The 19,711-nt window shown below is 67.1% G+C and carries 19 protein-coding genes and 1 tRNA gene; 16 read left to right on the top strand and 4 right to left on the bottom strand.

The window, feature by feature from the left end:
* Positions 1-78: 78 nt before the first annotated feature.
* From MGN01_RS01485 to MGN01_RS01495, 3 genes are all read left to right on the top strand, one after another.
* The gene (locus MGN01_RS01485) at positions 79-1,542 is read left to right on the top strand and encodes a DegQ family serine endoprotease (protein WP_147044792.1); all 1,464 of its coding nucleotides are present in this window, start codon (positions 79-81) and stop codon (positions 1,540-1,542) included.
* A 61-nt stretch (positions 1,543-1,603) separates the two neighbouring features.
* The gene (locus tag MGN01_RS01490) at positions 1,604-2,917 is read left to right on the top strand and encodes a replication-associated recombination protein A (RefSeq protein WP_147044793.1); all 1,314 of its coding nucleotides are present in this window, start codon (positions 1,604-1,606) and stop codon (positions 2,915-2,917) included.
* Positions 2,918-3,028: 111 nt separating this feature from the next.
* Positions 3,029-3,907 carry an aldo/keto reductase family oxidoreductase gene (locus tag MGN01_RS01495; RefSeq protein WP_147044794.1) on the top strand — a complete coding sequence of 293 codons (879 nt, stop codon included), beginning with the start codon at positions 3,029-3,031 and terminating at the stop codon, positions 3,905-3,907.
* Between the two features lie 5 nt (positions 3,908-3,912).
* On the opposite strand, the gene MGN01_RS01500 is transcribed toward MGN01_RS01495, so the two are convergent.
* Both MGN01_RS01500 and MGN01_RS01505 read right to left on the bottom strand, forming a co-directional pair.
* The gene (locus tag MGN01_RS01500) at positions 3,913-4,482 is read right to left on the bottom strand and encodes a TetR/AcrR family transcriptional regulator (protein ID WP_147044795.1); all 570 of its coding nucleotides are present in this window, start codon (positions 4,480-4,482) and stop codon (positions 3,913-3,915) included.
* An 11-nt stretch (positions 4,483-4,493) separates the two neighbouring features.
* Positions 4,494-4,967, bottom strand: a complete 474-nt coding sequence (locus tag MGN01_RS01505) for a nuclear transport factor 2 family protein (RefSeq protein ID WP_147044796.1) — start codon at positions 4,965-4,967, stop codon at positions 4,494-4,496.
* A gap of 168 nt (positions 4,968-5,135) precedes the next feature.
* Between MGN01_RS01505 and MGN01_RS01510 the strand changes: the two genes are divergently transcribed.
* The 7 genes from MGN01_RS01510 to MGN01_RS01545 all read left to right on the top strand — a co-directional run bounded on the left by MGN01_RS01510 (position 5,136) and on the right by MGN01_RS01545 (position 12,938).
* Positions 5,136-6,641, top strand: coding sequence for a carboxypeptidase M32 (locus MGN01_RS01510; RefSeq protein WP_147044797.1), 1,506 nt, complete (start codon positions 5,136-5,138; stop codon positions 6,639-6,641).
* A 90-nt stretch (positions 6,642-6,731) separates the two neighbouring features.
* Positions 6,732-8,006 carry an Hsp70 family protein gene (locus MGN01_RS01515; protein WP_147044798.1) on the top strand — a complete coding sequence of 425 codons (1,275 nt, stop codon included), beginning with the start codon at positions 6,732-6,734 and terminating at the stop codon, positions 8,004-8,006.
* Positions 8,007-8,155: 149 nt separating this feature from the next.
* Positions 8,156-9,535: an RluA family pseudouridine synthase gene (locus MGN01_RS01520; RefSeq protein WP_147044799.1), complete on the top strand. Its 1,380-nt coding sequence runs from the start codon at positions 8,156-8,158 to the stop codon at positions 9,533-9,535.
* A 639-nt stretch (positions 9,536-10,174) separates the two neighbouring features.
* Positions 10,175-10,873, top strand: a complete 699-nt coding sequence (locus tag MGN01_RS01530; RefSeq protein ID WP_147044800.1) for an HAD-IA family hydrolase — start codon at positions 10,175-10,177, stop codon at positions 10,871-10,873.
* Positions 10,874-10,913: 40 nt separating this feature from the next.
* Complete coding sequence (locus MGN01_RS01535; protein ID WP_147044890.1) at positions 10,914-11,714, top strand: ATP12 family chaperone protein; 801 nt, start codon at positions 10,914-10,916, stop codon at positions 11,712-11,714.
* Between the two features lie 196 nt (positions 11,715-11,910).
* Positions 11,911-12,222: a hypothetical protein gene (locus tag MGN01_RS01540; RefSeq protein WP_147044801.1), complete on the top strand. Its 312-nt coding sequence runs from the start codon at positions 11,911-11,913 to the stop codon at positions 12,220-12,222.
* 71 nt (positions 12,223-12,293) lie between these two features.
* Entirely contained in the window at positions 12,294-12,938 is a 645-nt protein-coding gene (locus MGN01_RS01545) for a DedA family protein (RefSeq protein WP_147044802.1), read from the top strand.
* Positions 12,939-13,017: 79 nt separating this feature from the next.
* On the opposite strand, the gene MGN01_RS01550 is transcribed toward MGN01_RS01545, so the two are convergent.
* On the bottom strand, positions 13,018-13,521 hold the full coding sequence (locus MGN01_RS01550) for a CAP domain-containing protein (protein ID WP_147044891.1): 504 nt from the start codon (positions 13,519-13,521) through the stop codon (positions 13,018-13,020).
* A 229-nt stretch (positions 13,522-13,750) separates the two neighbouring features.
* Positions 13,751-13,827, bottom strand: a tRNA-Asp gene (locus MGN01_RS01555).
* A 370-nt stretch (positions 13,828-14,197) separates the two neighbouring features.
* On the opposite strand from MGN01_RS01555, the gene MGN01_RS01560 reads away from it, so the two are divergent.
* From MGN01_RS01560 to nuoF, 6 genes are read left to right on the top strand one after another with little or no spacing between them, the layout of a single operon-like run.
* Positions 14,198-14,563: an NADH-quinone oxidoreductase subunit A gene (locus MGN01_RS01560; RefSeq protein ID WP_147044803.1), complete on the top strand. Its 366-nt coding sequence runs from the start codon at positions 14,198-14,200 to the stop codon at positions 14,561-14,563.
* A gap of 37 nt (positions 14,564-14,600) precedes the next feature.
* Positions 14,601-15,188: a NuoB/complex I 20 kDa subunit family protein gene (locus MGN01_RS01565; RefSeq protein ID WP_147044804.1), complete on the top strand. Its 588-nt coding sequence runs from the start codon at positions 14,601-14,603 to the stop codon at positions 15,186-15,188.
* Positions 15,189-15,193: 5 nt separating this feature from the next.
* Positions 15,194-15,856 (top strand): NADH-quinone oxidoreductase subunit C, encoded by a 663-nt coding sequence (locus MGN01_RS01570; RefSeq protein ID WP_147044892.1) that lies wholly within the window; start codon positions 15,194-15,196, stop codon positions 15,854-15,856.
* A 9-nt stretch (positions 15,857-15,865) separates the two neighbouring features.
* Positions 15,866-17,056 (top strand): NADH-quinone oxidoreductase subunit D, encoded by a 1,191-nt coding sequence (locus tag MGN01_RS01575; protein ID WP_147044805.1) that lies wholly within the window; start codon positions 15,866-15,868, stop codon positions 17,054-17,056.
* An 18-nt stretch (positions 17,057-17,074) separates the two neighbouring features.
* Positions 17,075-18,382 (top strand): NADH-quinone oxidoreductase subunit NuoE, encoded by a 1,308-nt coding sequence (gene nuoE, locus MGN01_RS01580; protein WP_147044806.1) that lies wholly within the window; start codon positions 17,075-17,077, stop codon positions 18,380-18,382.
* 4 nt (positions 18,383-18,386) lie between these two features.
* Entirely contained in the window at positions 18,387-19,688 is a 1,302-nt protein-coding gene (nuoF, locus tag MGN01_RS01585) for an NADH-quinone oxidoreductase subunit NuoF (RefSeq protein ID WP_147044807.1), read from the top strand.
* The last annotated feature ends 23 nt before the right edge of the window (positions 19,689-19,711 follow it).

The following is a 19,711-nucleotide window of genomic DNA, read 5'->3' on the forward strand; positions in this document are numbered from 1 at the left end:
GTACTCGGGCTAGGCCACTCGCCTGCCCGATTGGGCGTGATAGATAGCCCGAAAGCTCACTGCCTTCGGGAGACTGCCATGCCTCGTCCGCCCTCCATGCCGGCCCGCCTTCTGGCCGCCGTCCTGGGCGCCTCGGCCTGTCTCGCTCCGCTGCCGCTGCTCGCACAGACAACGGCCGAGCGGGCGGCGATCGAGAAGGTGCCCCCGCTTTCGAAGGGCGAGATCCAGCTTTCCTTCGCGCCCGTCGTGAAGAAGGCCGCGCCGTCCGTCGTCAACGTCTACGCTTCGCATGTCGAGAAGCGGAATCCCCGCTCCAGTGCCATGGCCGAGTTCATGCGCCGCTTCTTCGGAGAGGACGCGCCTGGCCGTGGCCTCGGCGGGACACCGGGCGAGCGGGCCCAGCGCTCCCTCGGCTCCGGCGTGATCGTCGACGCGTCGGGCCTCGTCATCACCAACAACCACGTCATCGAGAACATGAACGAGGTGAAGGTCTCGCTCGCCGATCGCCGCGAGTTCGAGGCCAGCATCGTGCTGCGCGACCCGCGCACCGACCTCGCCGTCCTCAAGATCAAGACGCCGGGCGATGTCGCACCGATGCCGATCGGCGATTCCGACCATCTCGAGGTCGGCGACTTCGTCATGGCGATCGGCAATCCCTTCGGCGTCGGCCAGACGGTGACGCAGGGCATTATCTCAGCACTGGCGCGCACGCAGGTCGGCTCGTCCGACTACCAGTTCTTCATCCAGACCGACGCTGCCATCAATCCCGGCAATTCCGGCGGCGCGCTGGTTGACCTCAAGGGACACCTCGTCGGCGTCAACACCGCCATCTACTCGCAATCCGGAGGCAGCCACGGCATCGGCTTCGCGATACCGGCCAGCATGATCAAGGCCGTGGTCGAGACGGCCAAGGCCGGTGGAACGACGGTGCGGCGCCCCTGGCTCGGTGCGCGCCTCCAGACGGTGACCCCCGACATCGCCGAGAGCGTCGGCCTCGACCGACCGACCGGCGTCCTCGTCGCCAGCATGCAGCCGAAGAGCCCGGCGGAGGAATCCGGCCTCAAACGCGGCGACATCGTTCTCACCATCGACGGTCAGCCGGTCGATGACCCGGAGGCCTTCGGCTATCGCTTCGCGCTCAAGGGCATTACCGGAAAGGCCGTCTTCGGCGTCCAGCGCGGCGCGAAGAAGCAAACAGTCGAGGTAAAGCTCGGCCCGGCGCCGGAGACCCGGCCGCGCGACGTCCTGAAGGTGAGGAGCCGATCGCCCTTCGCCGGCGCAACCCTTGTCAACACCTCGCCTGCGGTGGCCGAGGAGATGCAGGTCGATCTGCCCGGTGAAGGTGTTGCGGTGACCGATGTCGACGAGAACTCGATCGCGGCCCGCGCCGGCTTCAAGAAAGGCGACGTGATCATCGCCATCAACGGCAGCACGGTGAACTCGACGAAGGACCTCGAACGGATGACCCGGGACAGCCTGGGCATCTGGGAAATCTCGATCAATCGCGGCGGCTCGGTGCTGACCTCGGTCTTCCGGGGATAGGCGACGGCCTGCTGCCGTCCTTGGGCTTGCCGAGCGGATAGCCCACGGTGTTGATGCCCGGATGTCCGATCTCTTCGCCTCGGCTGGCCTCGACACCGCCGCGCCGCGCCCCCTCGCGGATCGCCTGCGCCCACAGACCCTCGGTGAGGTCGTTGGCCAGGAACATCTCACCGGGCCGGATGGCGCGCTGACGCGGCTGCTCGCCGCAAAGGCGCTCGGCTCGCTGATCTTCTGGGGGCCGCCGGGCACCGGCAAGACCACGGTGGCCCGGCTCCTCGCCCACGAAGTCGACCTGCACTTCGAGCAGATCTCGGCGATCTTCTCGGGTGTCGCCGACCTGCGGAAGGTGTTCGAGGCCGCGCGCGGCCGCCGCTCGACCGGCAGGGGCACTTTGCTCTTCGTCGACGAGATTCACCGCTTCAACCGCGCCCAGCTCGATGCCTTCCTGCCGGTGATGGAGGATGGCACCGTCACCCTTGTCGGCGCGACGACCGAAAACCCGTCCTTCGAGCTCAATGCGGCTTTGCTCTCACGTGCCCGCGTCCTGCTGTTCCGGGCGCTGAACGATGGAGCGATCGCCAAGCTGCTCGCCCGCGCCGAGGAGCTGACCAAGCAGCCGCTGCCCCTCGACGAGGAGGCCCGTGGCGTCCTTGTGCGCATGGCCGACGGCGATGGACGTGCCTCGCTGACATTGGCGGAGGAGGTCTGGCGCTCGGCGAAGCCGGGCGAGGTGCTGAATGCCGAGACCCTGCAGGATCTCGTCCAGCGTCGGGCGCCGATCTACGACAAGTCGCAGGAGGGCCACTACAACCTGATCAGCGCGCTGCATAAGACGGTGCGCGGCTCGGACCCGGATGCGGCGCTCTACTATCTCTGCCGGATGCTCGATGGCGGCGAGGACCGCCTGTTCATCGCCCGGCGGCTCGTGCGCATGGCGGTGGAGGATATCGGGCTGGCCGACCCTCAGGCGCTGGTGATCGCCAACGCGGCCAAGGACGCCTTCGACTTCCTCGGCTCGCCGGAGGGCGAACTCGCCCTGGCCCAGGCCACGGTCTATCTCGCCTGCGCCCCCAAATCGAACGCGGTGTACAACGCCTACAAGGCGGCGACGCGGGTCGCGAAGGAGAACGGCTCGCTGCCGCCGCCGCGGGTCATCCTCAACGCGCCGACCAAGCTGATGAAGGCGATCGGCTACGGTGACAGCTACCGCTACGACCACGACGAGCCGGATGCCTTCTCCGGCCAGGATTACTGGCCGGAGAAGCTGGGGCGGCAGTATTTCTACGAGCCGACCGACCGCGGGATGGAGACGCGCTACCGCGAACGCCTGGCCTATTGGGAGCGGCTGCGCCGGGAACGGCGCGGCGAGGACTAAGCGAAGCGGGGCCGTATTGTGCGGATTATCGAACAGGCCGTGCCGATAGCGTCCGATTATCCATCGACCATGAGCGAGCTACATGGGTCTTCATTCCAGAGGAGATGATCCATGATCGACATCGCAAAAGCCGGCACGTTCAAGCTCGGCGATCGCACGGTGAAGCGTCTCGGCTACGGCGCGATGCAACTCGCGGGGCCGGGCGTTTTCGGGCCGCCGAAGGACCGGCAGGCCGCGATCGCGGTATTGCGCGAGGCGGTGGCGAGCGGCGTCGACCACATCGACACCAGCGACTTCTACGGCCCGCACGTCACCAACCAGATCATCCGAGAGGCGCTGCATCCCTATCCGGACGATCTCGTGATCGTCACCAAGATCGGGGCCAAGCGCGGCGCGGATGCATCCTGGAACAAGGCCTTCTCGGCCGCGGAGTTGACGAGCGCGGTCCACGACAACCTGCGCAACCTCGGCGTCGAGATCCTCGACGTCGTGAACCTGCGGCTGATGTTCGATGTGCACGGTCCGGCCGAAGGCCCGATCGAGGAGCCGCTCTCGGTCCTGGCGGGATTGCAGAAGCAGGGCCTCGTGCGCCACATCGGCTTGAGCAATGCGACCGCGAAGCAAGTCGCCGATGGCCGCAAGATCACGGACATCGTCTGCGTCCAGAACCAGTACAACCTTGCTCACCGCGAGGATGACGCGCTGATCGATAGCCTCGCCGCGACCGGCACGGCTTATGTGCCGTTCTTCCCGCTCGGTGGCTTCTCGCCTCTGCAATCGACGGCGCTTTCAGACGTCGCCGCGAAGCTGGGCGCGACACCGATGCAGGTCGCGCTGGCGTGGCTGTTGACGCGCGCGCCGAACATCCTGCTGATCCCCGGCACGTCCTCGGTTGGCCATCTTCGCGAAAACCTCGCCGCGGCTGATCTGGAACTGTCCGAGGAGACGATGCAGGCCCTCGATCTGATCGCGGCCGAGAAGGGCACCTGAGCCGGCTAGTTTTTCGGGGCGGGCAGGAGGCGCATCTCCAGGCGTGCGAGGAGCCGCTCGAACAGGCTAGGATCATCCATCGCGCGGGCGGCCACGAGGCCGCCCTGGATGAGGGCGACTGCGTCTTCCGCCAGCGGCTGTGCCTCCGCCTCGTCGAGACCCTGTCTGGCGAGGGCCGTGGCTAGAGCATCCCGCCAGCCGGCGAAGTAGACGTTGATCCGCTCGGCAAAACGATCGCGCGCATCGCCGAGCGCGAGCGCTCCGATCAGACACACCCGCCGCCCCGAGCGGAAATAGGCGAGCGTGTCGGCGAGCATGGCGCGGATGGCCGCCGAGGCATCGGCCTCTTCGCGGAGCGGCTTGAACATCCGTGTCTCGAACCACTCGTCGATCTCGTCGAGCACGGCATTGGCCATCTCCTCCTTCCCGCCGGGGAAGAAGTTGTAGAGGCTGCCTTTGCCCAGCTCCGTGCGCTGCCCGATCAGGGACAGGCTCGCGCCCTCGTAGCCGTATTCCCGGAAGACCTCGGCCAGCGCGGGCAGGACGTCCGCGCGGGCCTTCACGGTTCGTGCCATCGCGTGCTCGCTTAAAGCCCCAATTCGGTCAGCCCGGGATGATCGGCCGGCCGCGGTGCGGAGCGATCCCAGTGAAAGAGCCGCTCGCTCTCCTGGATCGCGATGTCGTTGATGCTGGCGTGCCTTACCTTCATCAGGCCCTTCTCGTCGAACTCCCAGTTCTCGTTGCCATAGGCACGGAACCAGCTGCCGGAGGCGTTGCGGTACTCGTAGGCGAAGCGCACCGCGATGCGGTTTTCGGAATGAGCCCAGATCTCCTTGATCAGGCGATACTCGTGCTCATGCTCCCATTTCCGAGTCAGGAAGTTCACGATCGCCTCGCGGCCTTGGAAGATCATCGAGCGATTCCGCCAGCGGCTGTCGACCGTATAGGCGAGCGAGACCTTCTCAGGGTTGCAGCCATTCCAGCCATCCTCAGCCGCGCGGACCTTCTTCACGGCACTCTCATAGGTGAACGGCGGCAGGGGAGGGCGGCTCTCGGACATGACGGGCTCCAGGCGGCAACAATTGTACCGATCAGTACAACATGTACCGATCGGTACAGACAGGCTGCCTTTCTGTCAATTGGCTTGCCTCGTGCCGCATCGTCAGGCCGTGCTGTGCCGTGATAGGCCCCCATCGGTCGAAAAGACGGATAAGGACAGTCGCGCTCGATGCAGGCCTATCGTTCCCTCGCCACAACCTTCTCGCGGCTCGGCGCCATCGAAGACGCATCCGGCATCCTCGGCTGGGATATGCAGACCCTGATGCCGGACGGTGCGTCCGACATGCGCGGCGAACAGCTTGCGACCCTGAACGTACTGGCCCACGAGATCCTGACCTCGCCACAGACCGCGGAAGCGCTCGCCGAAGCCGAGGAGGAGGTTGCGGGACTCGGCGAGTGGGAGCGCGCCAATCTTCGCGAGATGCGCCGAGCCTACATCCATGCCTCGGCGGTGCCCGCGGATCTCGTCGAGGCGAGCTCCAAGGCCTCGACCCGTTCGGAGATGGCCTGGCGGGAGGCGCGCCGGCAGGGCAACTTCGCCATGCTGGCTCCGCACTTGGCCGAGACGCTGCGTCTGCAGCGGCGGATCGGCGAGGTGAAAGGTGCTGTGCTCGGCCTCTCGCCCTATGATGCCCTTCTCGACGGCTATGACCCGGGCATGCGGCAGGCCCGGATCGATCCGCTCTTCGCGCTGCTGCGCGCCACTCTTCCCGACCTCCTCGGCCGTGCGCAGGCGCGCCAGGCTGCGCAGCCCAAGGCCGTTCCGTTACCTGGCCGTTTTCCGGTCGAGAACCAGAAGGATCTCGGTCTCACGCTGATGCGGGCGGCGGGTTTCGATTTCGACCGCGGCCGGCTCGATGTGAGCCTGCACCCGTTCTGCGGCGGCGCCACGGACGATGTTCGCATCACCACCCGCTACGACGAGGCCGACGCGACCCGTGCCCTGATGGGCGTGATGCACGAGACGGGGCATGCGCTCTACGAGCAGGGCCGCCCGGCCGCCTGGCGTCATCAGCCGGTGAGCCAGGCGCGCGGCATGAGCCTTCACGAGAGCCAGTCGCTCCTCATCGAGATGCAAGCCTGCCGCAGCCGCGAATTCGTCGCCTTCTTGGCGCCGCGCTTGCGCGAGGCCTTCGGCGGCGAGGGTCCGGCCTGGGAGGCCGACAACGTCTATCGCCTCTACACCCGGGTCGAGCCGGGCTTCATCCGCGTCGATGCCGACGAGGTGACATACCCAGCCCACATCCTGCTCCGCTACGAGCTGGAGACGGCGATGATCGCGGGCGATCTGGCGGTGGCCGATCTGCCCGGCGCCTTCAACGATGGCGTGCGCCGGCTCCTCGGTCTCACCGTGACGGATGATCGGGACGGTTGCCTGCAGGACATCCACTGGCCCGGCGGCAGCTTCGGCTACTTCCCGACCTACACCCTCGGCGCGATGGGCGCGGCGCAGCTCTTCGCGGCGGCCTGCGAGGCGCTCCCCGGCATCCGGCCGGCCCTGGCGCAGGGCGATTTTTCGGCGTTGCGGGGCTGGTTGCGCGACAATATCCACGCCAAGGGGAGCGTGCTGCAGACCGACGAGCTGTTCGTTGCCGCCACCGGCAAGCCCCTCGGCGCCGAGGACTTTCTGGCGCATCTCGAACGGCGCTATGCCGCCGACGCTGCCGTGTCCTGACGCCGCCCTGGGCTCCAGACGCTGGACCGGCCGAGCGGTTGCTTGTACGCAGCCGCCCCTTCCCAGAAACCGGCCAGAGAGTTTTCGCACATGGCGGCTTGCGGCCTCGACTTCGGCACGTCCAACACGACGCTGGGCCTCGCCACGGCTGGGCGGCCCTCGCTGCTGCCGCTGGAAGGCGCGCACCGGACGATTCCAAGCGCGATCTTCTTTAGCCCGCGCCACGAGGCCCTCATCGGCCGCGCCGCGATCGAGGCCTATGTCGAGGGCACGGCGGGCCGGCTGATGCGCAGCCTGAAATCGGTGCTCGGCTCGAACCTGATCGAGGAGAGCACGCCGATCGGCCGCGAGCGCCTGCGCTTCCGCGAGGTCATTGCCCGCTACCTCGCCGCGGTGAAGCAGAGAGCCGAGGCAGCCGGTGGCATCGAGCTCGACACCGTGGTGCATGGCCGCCCGGTCCATTTCGTCGATGGCGACGAGGTCGGCGACCGCAAGGCGGAGGACACCCTGCGCGCCATCGCGGGTGAGGTCGGCTTCCGGCACGTCCGATTCCAGTACGAGCCGATCGCCGCGGCGCTCGATTACGAGCAATCCGTCGAACGTGAAGAGATCGCCCTGATCGCCGATATCGGCGGTGGCACCTCGGACTTCTCCATCGTGCGACTCTCGCCCGAGCGCCACCGCCGCGCCGAGCGCGCTGAGGACATCCTGGCCAATGACGGCGTGCGCATCGGCGGCACGGATTTCGACCGGCGGCTCAGCCTCGGTACGGTGATGCCGCTGATGGGCCTCGGCAGCCCGATGAAGCGCGCCGACCTTCTGGTGCCGAACGGCTATTTCCACGACCTCGCCACCTGGTCGAGCATCAACCGACTCTACGACCGCAAGGTCTATCGCGAGTTGGAGGAAGTGGCGCGGGATGCGGCGCGTCCCGAACTGATCGACCGCCTGCGTACCGTCGTCGAGGTCGAGCGGGGGCATGCGCTGGCCATGGCGGTGGAGGGAGCCAAGATCGCAGCATCCGACAGAGACCACGGACGCATCGACCTCGATTGGGTCGAGCCCGGTCTCGCCGTTGCCGTCGATCGCGCAAGTCTGGCCCTGCAGACTGGCGCCTTGGCCGAACGGATTGCCGAGCGGATCGGGCGCTGCCTGACCCAGGCCGGGCTCGCCGCCGATGCCATCGACGCAATCTTCCTCACGGGCGGCTCGACTGGGCTGCCGCATGTCCGCGCTGCGCTCTGCGCCTGCGTGCCGGAGGCGCGGATCGTGGATGGCGACACATTCGGCTCGGTGGGCGTCGGGCTGGCGATCGAGGCGGCGCGGCAGTTCGGGCCGGCCCGGATGCTGGCGGCTGCCGGCTGAGTCCCGGTCCGCGGCCACCCTATCCGGTGCGATCCCGACACCGCCGAAGCGATTTTTCACGACACGTCCGCGCCAACATCATCCCGGTCACGTCACTCGGGCGCATCGCATCGCTTTCCGGCCGAGCGGCAGGGTGGTAGCAGCGAGCGATGACGGGAAGACCTCCACAACGCAGTGGCGCCGGCAAGGGCGCCGGACGGCGCGGTCCGCGCTCCGACGCCTGGCCGAAGCGCGAGGGCACGGGGCCACGCACCTCCGCTCTCGATGCGGCCCGCCGCGCCGCGCGCAATCGCGGCGAGGATGCGTCCGAGCGCTCGCCCTGGGACGCACCGGCCGCGGCCACGAACGCTCCCAAGGCTGCAGCACCTGCAAAGCCGCGCCCGTCCATTCCGCGCGCGGCGAAGGCCAGCGCCGGTGCGTTCTCCGATCCGGCCTCTCGCAAGAGGCCCGATTCGGGACGCAAGCCGGTAGCGCCTCCGGTTGAGGGACCGACGCGCCGCGAGCAGCGGGCAGCGGCCTCCGCGACGCTCGCCTCCGGCGTGCAGACGCTGACGGTCGAGGAGGACGAGGCTGGGATGCGGATCGACCGCTTCCTGACCACGCGGTTTCCCCAACTGCCCTTCACCCGCGTGCAGAGCATCGTCCGGAAGGGCGAGCTGCGGGTCGATGGCAAGCGTGTGAAGCCGAACGATCGGCTCGAGCCCGGCATGAGCGTTCGGGTTCCGCCGCTCAAGCTCGAGGAGCCCACCGAGCGTCCGCGCAATCCGGCCCGCGAGGCGAACGATGCCGAGTTCCTGCGTTCGCTGATCCTCTATGAGGACGTGGACATGATGATCCTGAACAAGCCCTTCGGCCTTGCCGTGCAGGGCGGCTCGGGCACGGTGCGTCACGTCGACGGGCTGCTCGACTCGCTGACCGGCAAAGACGGCCAGAAGCCGCGCCTCGTCCACCGGCTCGACAAGGACACCGCCGGCTGCCTGATCATCGCCAAGACGCGGCTCGCGGCCGCGACGCTGGCCAAGAGCTTCCGCTCGCGTTCGGCCCGCAAGATCTACTGGGCGCTCGCCGCCGGGGTGCCGCGCACACGCCAGGGCCGGATCTCCACGTACCTCGCCAAGGACGAGCCCACCGATGCGGATGCTCGCATGAAGGTGGTCAAGCACGGCGATGACGGCGCCAGTCACGCGCTCACCTACTACGCCGTGGTCGATCAGGCGGCACAGAAGGTCTCGTGGCTTTCTCTGAAGCCCGTCACGGGGCGCACGCATCAGTTGCGCGCGCATGCCGCCCATATCGGCCACCCCATCGTCGGCGATCCGAAATATTTCGACGTCGAGAATTGGGAGCTGCCTGGCGGCCTGCAGAATCGGTTGCACCTGCTCGCTCGTCGGATCGTGATCCCGCATCCGCGCACCGGCGTGCCCGTCGACGTGAGCGCGCCCCTGCCGCCGCATATGGCCCAGAGCTGGAACTTGATGGGCTTCGATACGAGCCAGTACGATCCGATCATCGAGGCTCCAGAAAGCTAAGCATAGGTTGCCTCGATGCTGCTGCGGCCGCGCTTGTGCCTTGGCAAAGGCAGATGGCGGCTTATTCTCTGATGGCCGACCGAGGCGGCGCGACGGTTCTCATGGACCGTTGGACGTCGCGCCTCGGCGAAGATCGCCCTACCGGAAGAGCCGTATCCATGAGGGTTGTGACCTTGATGTGCCTCGCCTTCGCCGGACTCGTCGGCGTCGGGGGCCTCGGCGCGCCGGTCCTGGCGCGCGGAACGAGCGCGCAACCGCAGCCTGCGCCCGCCCAGCCGACGCCGGCTGCTGCGGCACAGCCTGCTCCCGCGGCTGCTCCGGGCAGCGCCGGCCGAGCCTCCGGGCTCCGTGGGGCGGAGAAGCGTCGCCGCTCTTATGCGAGCTGCAACCGAGAGTCGCGCAACCGTAGCCTGCGCGGTGGTGCGCGCCGCCGGTTCCTGATCCGGTGCAGGCTCGGCTACGAGCGCCGCCGCCCTGGTCAGCCGACGACACAGGGCGCGCAGCCGCAGACCCTGCCCCCGCCCGTGGCGAGGCCGAATCCGCCGCAGAACCAGATTCCAGCGAAGCCGGTTCAGCCTCCGTCGCAGCCGCAACCTCAGTCTCCGGCGAAGCGGCCATGAGCCGGGGCGCGGCCCCGCCGTGGTAACGCTCGTCGTCTTCGACGTCGACGGGACGCTCGTCGACAGCCAGCACCTCATCGTCGAGGCACAGGCCCGCGCCTTTGCCGAACACGGCCTGACGGCTCCCGAGCGCAAGGAGGCACTGTCCGTCGTCGGCTTGTCGTTGCCGGAGGCGTTCAAGCGGCTTGTGGGCGAAGCGGGACCGATCGATGCCCTGTCCCATAGCTATCGCCGGGCATTTCAGGCCCTGCGGATCGATCCCGCCTACGAGGAGCCCTTGTTTCCCGGCATGGGCGAACTGATCGAGGCGCTGCACGCCCGCCCGGAGGTCAGGCTCGGGATCGCTACGGGCAAGTCACGCCGCGGCGTTGCTCATCTCGTCGACAAGCATGGCTGGCATGGCTGGTTCGCTACCACCCAGACGGCAGACGATGCGCCATCCAAGCCGGACCCGACGATGCTGCACCTGGCCATGGAAGAGGCTCAAACGGGCCCGAGCCGCACGGTGATGATCGGGGACACCACTTACGACATGATGATGGCGCGGAGTGCGGGCGTCGCGGCGATTGGGGTCGCCTGGGGCTACCATCCGCCCGGCGCGCTGTTCGGCGCCGGTGCTGTTACCGTCGTCGAGAGCGCCGGGGCTTTGGCCGACCTGATCGCGCGTCCTCTCGACGGATCGTCGTGCTCCGTCGCTGATCAGATCGCAGCCGGCTGACGGCTTGGCGTCCGGCGCCGAGATCGCCTATGGCCCACCCATGACCGACCCGAAGAACGATGCCACCCGGGACTGGCTGGGCGAGCCCGGCGAGATCAAACCGCCCGATCCCCACGCGATCGCGCGCGGACACGGCAAGCCCGTCTTGCCGAAGCGCTTCTACAAGGAGGCCGGCTTCAGTGAGACCGAAGCCGGCTTCGGGCTGACCCTCGACGGACGCCCGGCGCGCACGCCGGCTCGAAACCTCCTGCGGCTGCCGACCCGTGCGCTGGCGGAGCGCGTAGCGGCCGAGTGGCAGGCGCAGGCCGAGGTGATCGACCCCGCCAAGATGCCGCTCACGCGGCTCGCCAATTCGGCGATCGACGGCGTGGCCGAGCGCCGCGATGAGGTTGCCGCGGATCTGGGCGCCTATGCGGGCACCGATCTGGTTGCCTACCGGGCCAGCGATCCGCCGCGTCTCATCGCGGCGCAGAGCGAGGCCTGGGATCCGATTGTCGACTGGGCGCGAGACGCACTCGGGGCGCGGCTGGTGCTATCCGAGGGCGTGATGCACGTGACGCAGCCGGATGAGACGGTCGCGGCAATCCGTGCGGAGATCGGGCGGGTGGACGGCACGTTCCGGCTCGCTGCGCTTCATGCGATGACGACGCTGACCGGCTCGCTGCTGATCGCGCTCGCTGTCTTGCATGGGCGTTTGACTGCGGAGCAAGCCTGGGCCGCTGCCCATGTCGACGAGACCTTTCAGGCTAGCGTCTGGGGCAGCGACGCGGAGGCCGAGGCGCGGCTTGTCACGCGTAAGGCAGAATTCGAGGCTGCTGCTGCGACAGCCGCCTTGGCCTAGCCGACGAGGAGCCAATACGCTCCGACCGTGATCAGCGCGCCGACGATCGCGAGGCCGAGCAAGGTCGGGCTGCCGACATCGCCGACAGTTTCCGCAGTTTGATGGGAGGGAACCATTAAAGCCTCCTGCAGATTTCGGACAACGTCTCGTCGCCCATTGCGGTTCAGCTTCTTCGTGAATTTGTTTGAAGACTGTCATGCGTGCTGCGGCGCACTTTACGGGCGCCGTCCATGCAACCGAAGACAGGGGCGTGATTTATTCCTCGGCAGGTAAGCGTAAGCATACGCTGCCGAGAGCTTCGACGACGATGATCGACACCACCCATCTCATGCCGCCGGATGAAGGGCCGCGCTCCAACCCCATCCTACATGGGATCGCTGCTGCAATCGCGATGCTGTGCCCGCTGCTTGCGCCCGCCCCGCAGGCCGACGATTCCACGTCCGCAGAATCGTCCGCCGCCGAGCCGGCGGACGAGGCGTCCGAAGGTAGGACGTCCATCACACTGTGAGGGCAGCCCGCCCCGGTACGGCCATGTTCATCGCGAGACTGGCCGCACCGAAAACCGCAGAGTCGTCTTGTATGTCCTTTCTCCACGAGCTGCCGGTGACCGAGCTCATCGCGTCCTACGGCTATCTCGCAATCTTCGTCGTGATCATGCTGGAGAGCGCGGGCGTGCCGCTGCCGGGTGAGACCATCCTGATCTCCTCCGCCGTCTATGCCGGCAGTACGGGTAACCTGAGCATCTTCGTGATCGTGCTCGCCGCTGCCGCCGCGGCGATCCTAGGCGACAACCTCGGCTACTGGGTCGGCCGCCGCTGGGGCATGCCGCTGCTGCTGAAGCACGGTCACATGATCGCCCTCGACCATGGCAGGCTCAAGCTTGGCCAGTACCTGTTCCGTGAGCACGGCGGGAAGATCGTGTTCTTCGGCCGCTTCACCGCGATGCTGCGGGCCTATGCCGCCGTGCTCGCCGGGGTGAACAAGCTCGATGCCCGTCGCTTCATGATCTTCAATGGGCTCGGCGGTGTTGCCTGGGCCTCGATCATGGGCTTCGGCGCCTATTTCTGCGGGCGTTCGATCGAGCACATCGTCGGCCCGGTCGGGCTGGCGCTTCTGGCCTTCGTGGTGTTCGGCGGTCTCGCCCTGTGGCTGTTCATGCGCCGCCACGAGCAGCGCCTGCTCGTAAAGGCCGAGGCTGCGATCCCCGGTCCGCTCACCGCCTGAGCACCTCGACCCTGCGACGAGAAAAAGGCCCGCTGCAGCGATGCGGCGGGCCTTTTCGTAAGGTTGTGGGGTCGGGCGTTCAGTCGCCGGCGAGCACCAGCGCCCAGTAGCGCTTGTAGCGGCTGCCGGGCGCGTCGACTCGGGCAATGCCGATGCGCCGGGCCTGCGGCATCAGCATGTTGCTGTTATGGGCGGGCGAGGCCTTCCAGCGCCCAAGCACTTGGTCGAAGGTCTCGGAGCCGGCGCTGAGGTTCTCGGCGGCGTAGCGGCGGCCGAAGCCGGCGCTCGCCATGCGCGACTCGAAGCTGCCGCCGTGATCGTGGCTGAGCTGGCCGGCCCGCGCATTGGCCGCGGCCTCATAGGAGGCGGCCTTGATCAGGCTGGAATCGAGCACGACCGGGCCGAGCCCGTGCTGCGAGCGATAGTGCGAGATCGCTGCAGCTGCCGCCTGCTCGTTGAGCACGACCGGGCTGACCGGCCCGACGCCATCGAGCATGGGTGTTCCGGTGCCGCAGCCACCGAGCGCGAGGGCGGCGAAGGCCGTGGCAGCGGCGAGGGAGCGGATGGTTCTCGAAAACGGCATGACGGCCAGCGCGATGTGGAGGGAATCGTCGCACAGCCTGTCCGGGCCGGGTGAGGCGAAAGCGGGGCGCCCGGTATCGAGCGCCGAGACTTCCGAGACGAGTGTGACGGCGCAGTCACGCTCTGCCGTAGCGGGTCTCTCGGCCGGCCAAGGCTGATGCCCCGAAGTCCAGTCCTGCTCGATGCAGGTCCGCGTCACATGGTTTCAGGAAGAAAGCAGAGATGATCTCTGGCGCGGGCGACGGGGCTCGAACCCGCGACCTCCGGCGTGACAGGCCGGCACTCTAACCGACTGAGCTACGCCCGCGTAAGGGCCGCCGTTGCGTGTTCCGCTCGGCGACGGCCGGGGTTTAGGGGCGGGTGGCCGTCGCTGTCAAGGCGCTCCGTCGCAGCTTTGGAGAGAGATTTCGGCCGGAGGCTTCATCGGCCACGCAATGCCCCCGAAACGGTTGCCTATACCTCCGTTGCGCGTGTGCGGTTTGGTCCTGCTGACCGGTGCGGGAAATGACCCATGTTACACGCATACCCTTTCGATTGTGCGGCGCCGAACGCCCTTGTTTCGCTGGGGGCTGTCGTCTAAGCGTCCGCCGTGCTCAGACTGGAATTGATCAATTCCAGAACGCCGCGCATGCGGAGGGCGAGCGCGATCGGTTTTTGCCGGGAATTGGAGGTGTCGCATGACGGGCCTGCTGGCGGACTACCTGCCGCTTATCGTCTTCATCGGCGTCTCCCTGTTCATTGCCGTCGCGCTGCTCGTGGCACCGTTCCTGGTCGCCTATTCGGCGCCGGATCCTGAGAAGCTTTCGGCCTACGAGTGCGGCTTCAACGCCTTCGACGACGCCCGCATGAAGTTCGATGTGCGGTTCTACCTCGTCGCGATCCTGTTCATCATCTTCGACCTCGAGGTCGCCTTCCTGTTTCCCTGGGCAATCACCTTCGGTGAGCTCGGCTGGTTCGGGTTCTGGTCGATGATGGTGTTCCTCGGCGTGCTCACCGTCGGCTTCATCTACGAATGGCGGAAGGGAGCGCTCGAATGGGATTGAGCCGCCTGCCGCACCCGCATCACCCTCAGAGGCGCACATGGCCCTGACCCCGACATTCGACCGCGTCCCGGAAGTCGCACCGGCGCCGAAGGGGATCATCGATCCCAATACCGGACGCCCGGTGGGCGCGACCGATCCGATGTTCCTGTCGATCAACGATGAGCTGGCCGATCGCGGCTTCCTCGTCACGAGCGCGGACGAGCTCATCAACTGGGCCCGCACCGGCTCGCTGATGTGGATGACGTTCGGCCTTGCCTGCTGCGCCGTCGAGATGATGCAGATGTCGATGCCGCGCTACGATTGCGAGCGCTTCGGCTTCGCGCCGCGCGGCTCGCCGCGTCAGTCCGACGTCATGATCGTTGCCGGCACGCTCACCAACAAGATGGCCCCCGCTCTCCGCAAGGTCTACGACCAGATGCCGGAGCCGCGCTACGTCATCTCGATGGGCTCGTGCGCCAATGGCGGCGGCTACTATCACTATTCCTACTCGGTCGTGCGTGGCTGTGACCGGGTCGTGCCCGTCGACATCTACGTGCCGGGCTGCCCGCCAACCGCCGAGGCCCTGCTCTACGGCGTGCTTCTTCTTCAGAAGAAGATCCGTCGTCTCGGCACGATCGAGCGGTGAGCGGCATGACAGAGGCTGTCACCACCAACGGCATCAAGCTTCGCTCGAACATCGAGGTCGCTCAGGGCGACGCGGCGCTGAAGGCCATGGCCGAGCGCATCGGCGCGGCTCTCGGGCCAGCCGTGACCAACACCAAGATCGCCCATGGCGAGCTGACGCTGACGGTCCAGGGATCGGATATCGTCTACGCGCTGACCTATCTGCGCGACGAGCCGGCCTGTGCCTTCCGTTGCTTCATCGACATCTGCGGCGCCGATTATCCCGAGCGCGCCCGGCGCTTCGACGTCGTCTATCACCTGCTCTCGCTGCGCCATAACGCGCGCATCCGCGTGAAGGTGGCGACCGACGAGACCACGCCGGTACCGTCCGTGATCTCGGTCTTCCCGGCTGCGAACTGGTACGAGCGCGAGACCTACGACCTTTACGGCATCCTGTTCTCCGGCCACCCGGACCTGCGCCGGATGCTGACGGACTACGGTTTCGAGGGGCATCCGCTCCGCAAGGACTTCCCGCTCACCGGCTTTGTTGAGGTCCGCTACGACCAAGACGAGGCTCGCGTGGTCTACGAGCCAGTCAAGCTCCAGCAGGAATTTAGGAATTTCGATTTTCTCTCGCCCTGGGAAGGCACGGATTACGTGCTGCCGGGCGATGAGAAGAAGTCGAGCTGAGGTCTCAGGATGGCCGAGCATAACATCCGGAACTTCGCGATCAATTTCGGGCCGCAGCACCCTGCGGCTCACGGCGTGCTTCGGCTCGTCCTCGAACTCGACGGCGAGGTCGTGGAGCGCGTCGACCCGCATATCGGGCTGCTGCACCGCGGCACCGAGAAGCTGATCGAGCACAAGACCTACCTGCAGGCGACGCCCTATTTCGACCGGCTCGACTATGTCGCGCCGATGAACCAGGAGCACGCCTTCTGCCTGGCGATCGAGAAGCTCGCCGGCATCCAGGTGCCGCGTCGGGCGCAGCTGATCCGTACGCTGTTCTGCGAGATCGGCCGGCTGCTGTCACACCTTCTCAACGTGACCACGCAGGCGATGGACGTCGGCGCGCTCACGCCTCCGCTCTGGGGCTTCGAGGAGCGCGAGAAGCTGATGATCTTCTACGAGCGCGCCTCGGGCGCTCGTCTCCACGCCAACTACTTCCGCCCGGGCGGTGTCCACCAGGACCTGCCGCCGGCGCTGATCGACGACATCGAGGCCTTCTGCGACCCGTTCCTCCAGGTGGTCGACGATCTCGACGACCTCGTCATGGCCAATCGCATCTTCAAGCAGCGCAACGTCGATATCGGCATCGTGACTCAGGACGAGGCCCTGGCCTGGGGCTTCTCGGGCGTGATGGTGCGCGGCTCCGGCATCCCGTGGGACCTGCGCAAGTCGCAGCCCTATGAGGCCTACGAAGAGATGGAATTCGACGTCCCCGTCGGGAAGAACGGCGATACCTACGATCGTCAGGTCATCCGCATGGAAGAGATGCGGGAATCTGTGAAGATCATGAAACAGTGCGTGGCCAAGCTCCGTGAGCCCGCCGGTCAGGGCCCGATCGCCGCGACGGACGGCAAGTTCGCGCCGCCGCCGCGCCGCGAGATGAAGCGCTCGATGGAGGCGCTCATCCACCACTTCAAGCTCTATACCGAGGGCTTCCACGTGCCGGCCGGTGAGGTCTATGCCGCCGTCGAGGCGCCAAAGGGCGAGTTCGGCGTCTATCTGGTCTCGGACGGCACCAACAAACCCTACCGCTGCAAGATCCGCGCTCCAGGCTTCGCCCATCTGCAGGCGATGGACTGGATGTGCCGCGGCCACCTCCTCGCCGACGTGTCCTGCGTGCTCGGCACGCTCGACATTGTGTTCGGCGAAGTGGACCGCTGAGAGGACAGCCGAGACGTCATGGCGAACCGCAGGCTAGCCCCCGCCGCCGAGCAGCCCGAAAGCTTCGCGTTCTCTCCCGAGAACGCGGAATGGGCCCGCGGCCAGATCGAGAAGTATCCGGAAGGCCGTCAGGCCTCGGCCGTGATCCCGCTCCTGTGGAAGGCACAGGAGCAGAATGGCGGCTGGCTGCCGCAGAAGGCCATCGAGGCTGTCGCCGACCAGCTCGGCATGCCGCATATCCGCGTGCTCGAAGTCGCGACCTTCTACACGATGTTCGCCCTGGAGCCGGTCGGCCGATTCTGGATCCAGCTCTGCGGCACGGTGCCGTGCGATAGTTGCGGCGCGCGCGAGCTGAAGGACGCGCTGCACGAGCGCCTCGGACCCCCGGGGCATGTCTCGGCGGACGGCAACTTCTCCTGGCTTGAGGTCGAGTGCCTCGGCGCCTGCTGCAACGCACCGATGGTGCAGATCAACCAGGACTACTACGAGGACCTCACGCCCGAGAGCCTCAACGCGCTCATGGACGACCTCGCCGCGGGCCGCCCAGTGAAGATTGGCTCGCAGACCGGCCGGATTTCCTCCGAGCCTAAGGATGCGATCAATACCCTGACGGATCCGACGCTGTTCGACGGCTCACGCGTCGGCGCCTGGCGCAAGCGCTTCGAGCACATGCGTCACGGCGGCGATAAGGGCGATGCCGCGGTCAAGAAGGAAGAGTCTGCCTCGACCGAAGCCCGCGCCAAGGACGAGACCAAGCCGGCCCGTCCCCAGGCCGGTCGCGCCTCCGAGACCCAGGCCGTCGAAACGCCGGTGCAGCGCGTCATCGATGGCAAGGAGCCGGTCAGGCCCGATGAGAGGGCGAAGGCTGCGGAGCCCGAAACGTCGTCGGCTGCGCCCCAGGTCGCCGATCAGGTCGGCGCTCCGAAGCCGGCCGGTACGTCCGCACGCATCGCCGAGGACGAGCAGGCTGTCGCGGAGGATGCCACGCTGCGCACCGAGCCGCCGCAGCAGCCGGTTGCCTCAGGTGCCGACGACGAAGTGCATCAGGAGCAGAGCCCGGAAGAGCGGGCCAATGCCGCTGGTACGCGTCCGGCTGGCATCGCGGCGGCACGCGATGACCGTCCCGACGACCTGACCAAGATCAGGGGTATCGGCCCGGTGAACAGCCGCCGCCTGAACGATCTCGGCGTGTGGCACTACGACCAGATCGCCGCCTGGACTCCGGCGGAGATCGCCTGGGTCGGCGCCTATCTTGCGTTCCCGGGCCGTATCGACCGCGAGGACTGGGTCGGCCAGGCGGGCACGCTCGCCGAGAAGAAGGGCTGAGGTCATGCTCTCCGATCAGGATCGCATCTTCACAAACCTCTACGGCCTGCACTCGCCGGATCTCGACGCGGCGAAGAAGCGCGGCGCCTGGGACGGCACCAAGTTCCTGCTCGAAATGGGCCGGGACTGGATCATCGACGAGATGAAGGGCTCGGGCCTGCGCGGCCGCGGCGGCGCCGGCTTCCCGACCGGCCTCAAGTGGTCCTTCATGCCCAAGAAGTCCGACGGGCGCCCGCACTACCTCGTCGTCAATGCCGACGAGTCGGAGCCGGGCACCTGCAAGGACCGGGAGATCATGCGGCACGATCCGCATCTCCTGATCGAAGGCTGCCTGCTCGCCTCCTTCGCGATGGGCGCGCATGCCTGTTACGTCTATCTGCGCGGCGAGTACGTTGCGGAAAAATTCGCGCTGCAGCGCGCGGTGGACGAGGCCTATGAGGCCCGGCTCGTCGGCAAGGACAATGTCCACGGCTACCCGTTCGACATCTACGTCCATCACGGTGCAGGCGCGTATATCTGCGGCGAAGAGACGGCGCTGATCGAGAGCCTCGAGGGCAAGAAGGGCATGCCGCGGCTGAAGCCGCCATTCCCGGCCAATATGGGCCTCTACGGCTGCCCTACGACCGTCAACAATGTCGAGTCGATCGCTGTGGCCGGCACCATCCTGCGCCGCGGCGGAGCGTGGTTTGCGGGCCTCGGCGGGACGAACAATACCGGCACGAAGCTGTTCTGCGTCTCCGGACACGTCAACAAGCCGTGCAACGTCGAGGAGGAGATGGGCATCACCTTCCGTGAGCTCATCGATAAACATTGCGGCGGCATGCGCGGCGGCTGGGACAACCTGCTCTGCTCGATTCCGGGCGGATCATCGGTTCCGCTGGTACCGGCCGAGCAGATCATCGACGCCAAGATGGATTTCGACACCCTGCGCGACCTTGGCTCGGGCCTCGGCACCGCGGCGGTGATCGTTCTCGACCGCTCGACCGACATCGTTTCGGCGATCACGCGCATCTCGTACTTCTACAAGCACGAGAGCTGCGGCCAGTGCACGCCGTGCCGCGAGGGCACCGGCTGGATGTGGCGGGTCCTGCAGCGCATGTCCCAGGGCCGCGCGCAGAAGCGCGAGATCGACATGCTGTTCGAGGTCACGAAGCAGATCGAGGGCCACACGATCTGCGCGCTGGGCGATGCTGCGGCTTGGCCGGTCCAAGGCCTGATCCGGCATTTCCGCCCCGAGATCGAGAAGCGCATCGACCAGTACAGCGCCAACCCGCATTCCGAAGCCGTGCCGATGGCGGCGGAGTGAGGACGATGCGGCGCGACCATTCC

This window comes from Methylobacterium gnaphalii, from assembly GCF_007992215.1.
GTDB lineage: Bacteria > Pseudomonadota > Alphaproteobacteria > Rhizobiales > Beijerinckiaceae > Methylobacterium > Methylobacterium gnaphalii.

Excerpts from the sequence above, each read along its gene's own strand:
- MGN01_RS01490 (WP_147044793.1), top strand. The coding sequence starts at position 1,604 with ATGTCCGATCTCTTCGCCTCGGCTGGCCTCGACACCGCCGCGCCGCGC.
- MGN01_RS01510 (WP_147044797.1), top strand. The coding sequence starts at position 5,136 with ATGCAGGCCTATCGTTCCCTCGCCACAACCTTCTCGCGGCTCGGCGCC.
- MGN01_RS01535 (WP_147044890.1), top strand. The coding sequence starts at position 10,914 with ATGACCGACCCGAAGAACGATGCCACCCGGGACTGGCTGGGCGAGCCC.
- MGN01_RS01485 (WP_147044792.1), top strand. The coding sequence starts at position 79 with ATGCCTCGTCCGCCCTCCATGCCGGCCCGCCTTCTGGCCGCCGTCCTG.
- MGN01_RS01505 (WP_147044796.1), bottom strand. The coding sequence starts at position 4,967 with ATGTCCGAGAGCCGCCCTCCCCTGCCGCCGTTCACCTATGAGAGTGCC.
- MGN01_RS01545 (WP_147044802.1), top strand. The coding sequence starts at position 12,294 with ATGTCCTTTCTCCACGAGCTGCCGGTGACCGAGCTCATCGCGTCCTAC.
- nuoE (WP_147044806.1), top strand. The coding sequence starts at position 17,075 with ATGGCGAACCGCAGGCTAGCCCCCGCCGCCGAGCAGCCCGAAAGCTTC.
- MGN01_RS01575 (WP_147044805.1), top strand. The coding sequence starts at position 15,866 with ATGGCCGAGCATAACATCCGGAACTTCGCGATCAATTTCGGGCCGCAG.
- MGN01_RS01520 (WP_147044799.1), top strand. The coding sequence starts at position 8,156 with ATGACGGGAAGACCTCCACAACGCAGTGGCGCCGGCAAGGGCGCCGGA.
- MGN01_RS01570 (WP_147044892.1), top strand. The coding sequence starts at position 15,194 with ATGACAGAGGCTGTCACCACCAACGGCATCAAGCTTCGCTCGAACATC.
- nuoF (WP_147044807.1), top strand. The coding sequence starts at position 18,387 with ATGCTCTCCGATCAGGATCGCATCTTCACAAACCTCTACGGCCTGCAC.
- MGN01_RS01515 (WP_147044798.1), top strand. The coding sequence starts at position 6,732 with ATGGCGGCTTGCGGCCTCGACTTCGGCACGTCCAACACGACGCTGGGC.
- MGN01_RS01565 (WP_147044804.1), top strand. The coding sequence starts at position 14,601 with ATGGCCCTGACCCCGACATTCGACCGCGTCCCGGAAGTCGCACCGGCG.
- MGN01_RS01560 (WP_147044803.1), top strand. The coding sequence starts at position 14,198 with ATGACGGGCCTGCTGGCGGACTACCTGCCGCTTATCGTCTTCATCGGC.
- MGN01_RS01550 (WP_147044891.1), bottom strand. The coding sequence starts at position 13,521 with ATGCCGTTTTCGAGAACCATCCGCTCCCTCGCCGCTGCCACGGCCTTC.
- MGN01_RS01495 (WP_147044794.1), top strand. The coding sequence starts at position 3,029 with ATGATCGACATCGCAAAAGCCGGCACGTTCAAGCTCGGCGATCGCACG.
- MGN01_RS01540 (WP_147044801.1), top strand. The coding sequence starts at position 11,911 with ATGCGTGCTGCGGCGCACTTTACGGGCGCCGTCCATGCAACCGAAGAC.
- MGN01_RS01500 (WP_147044795.1), bottom strand. The coding sequence starts at position 4,482 with ATGGCACGAACCGTGAAGGCCCGCGCGGACGTCCTGCCCGCGCTGGCC.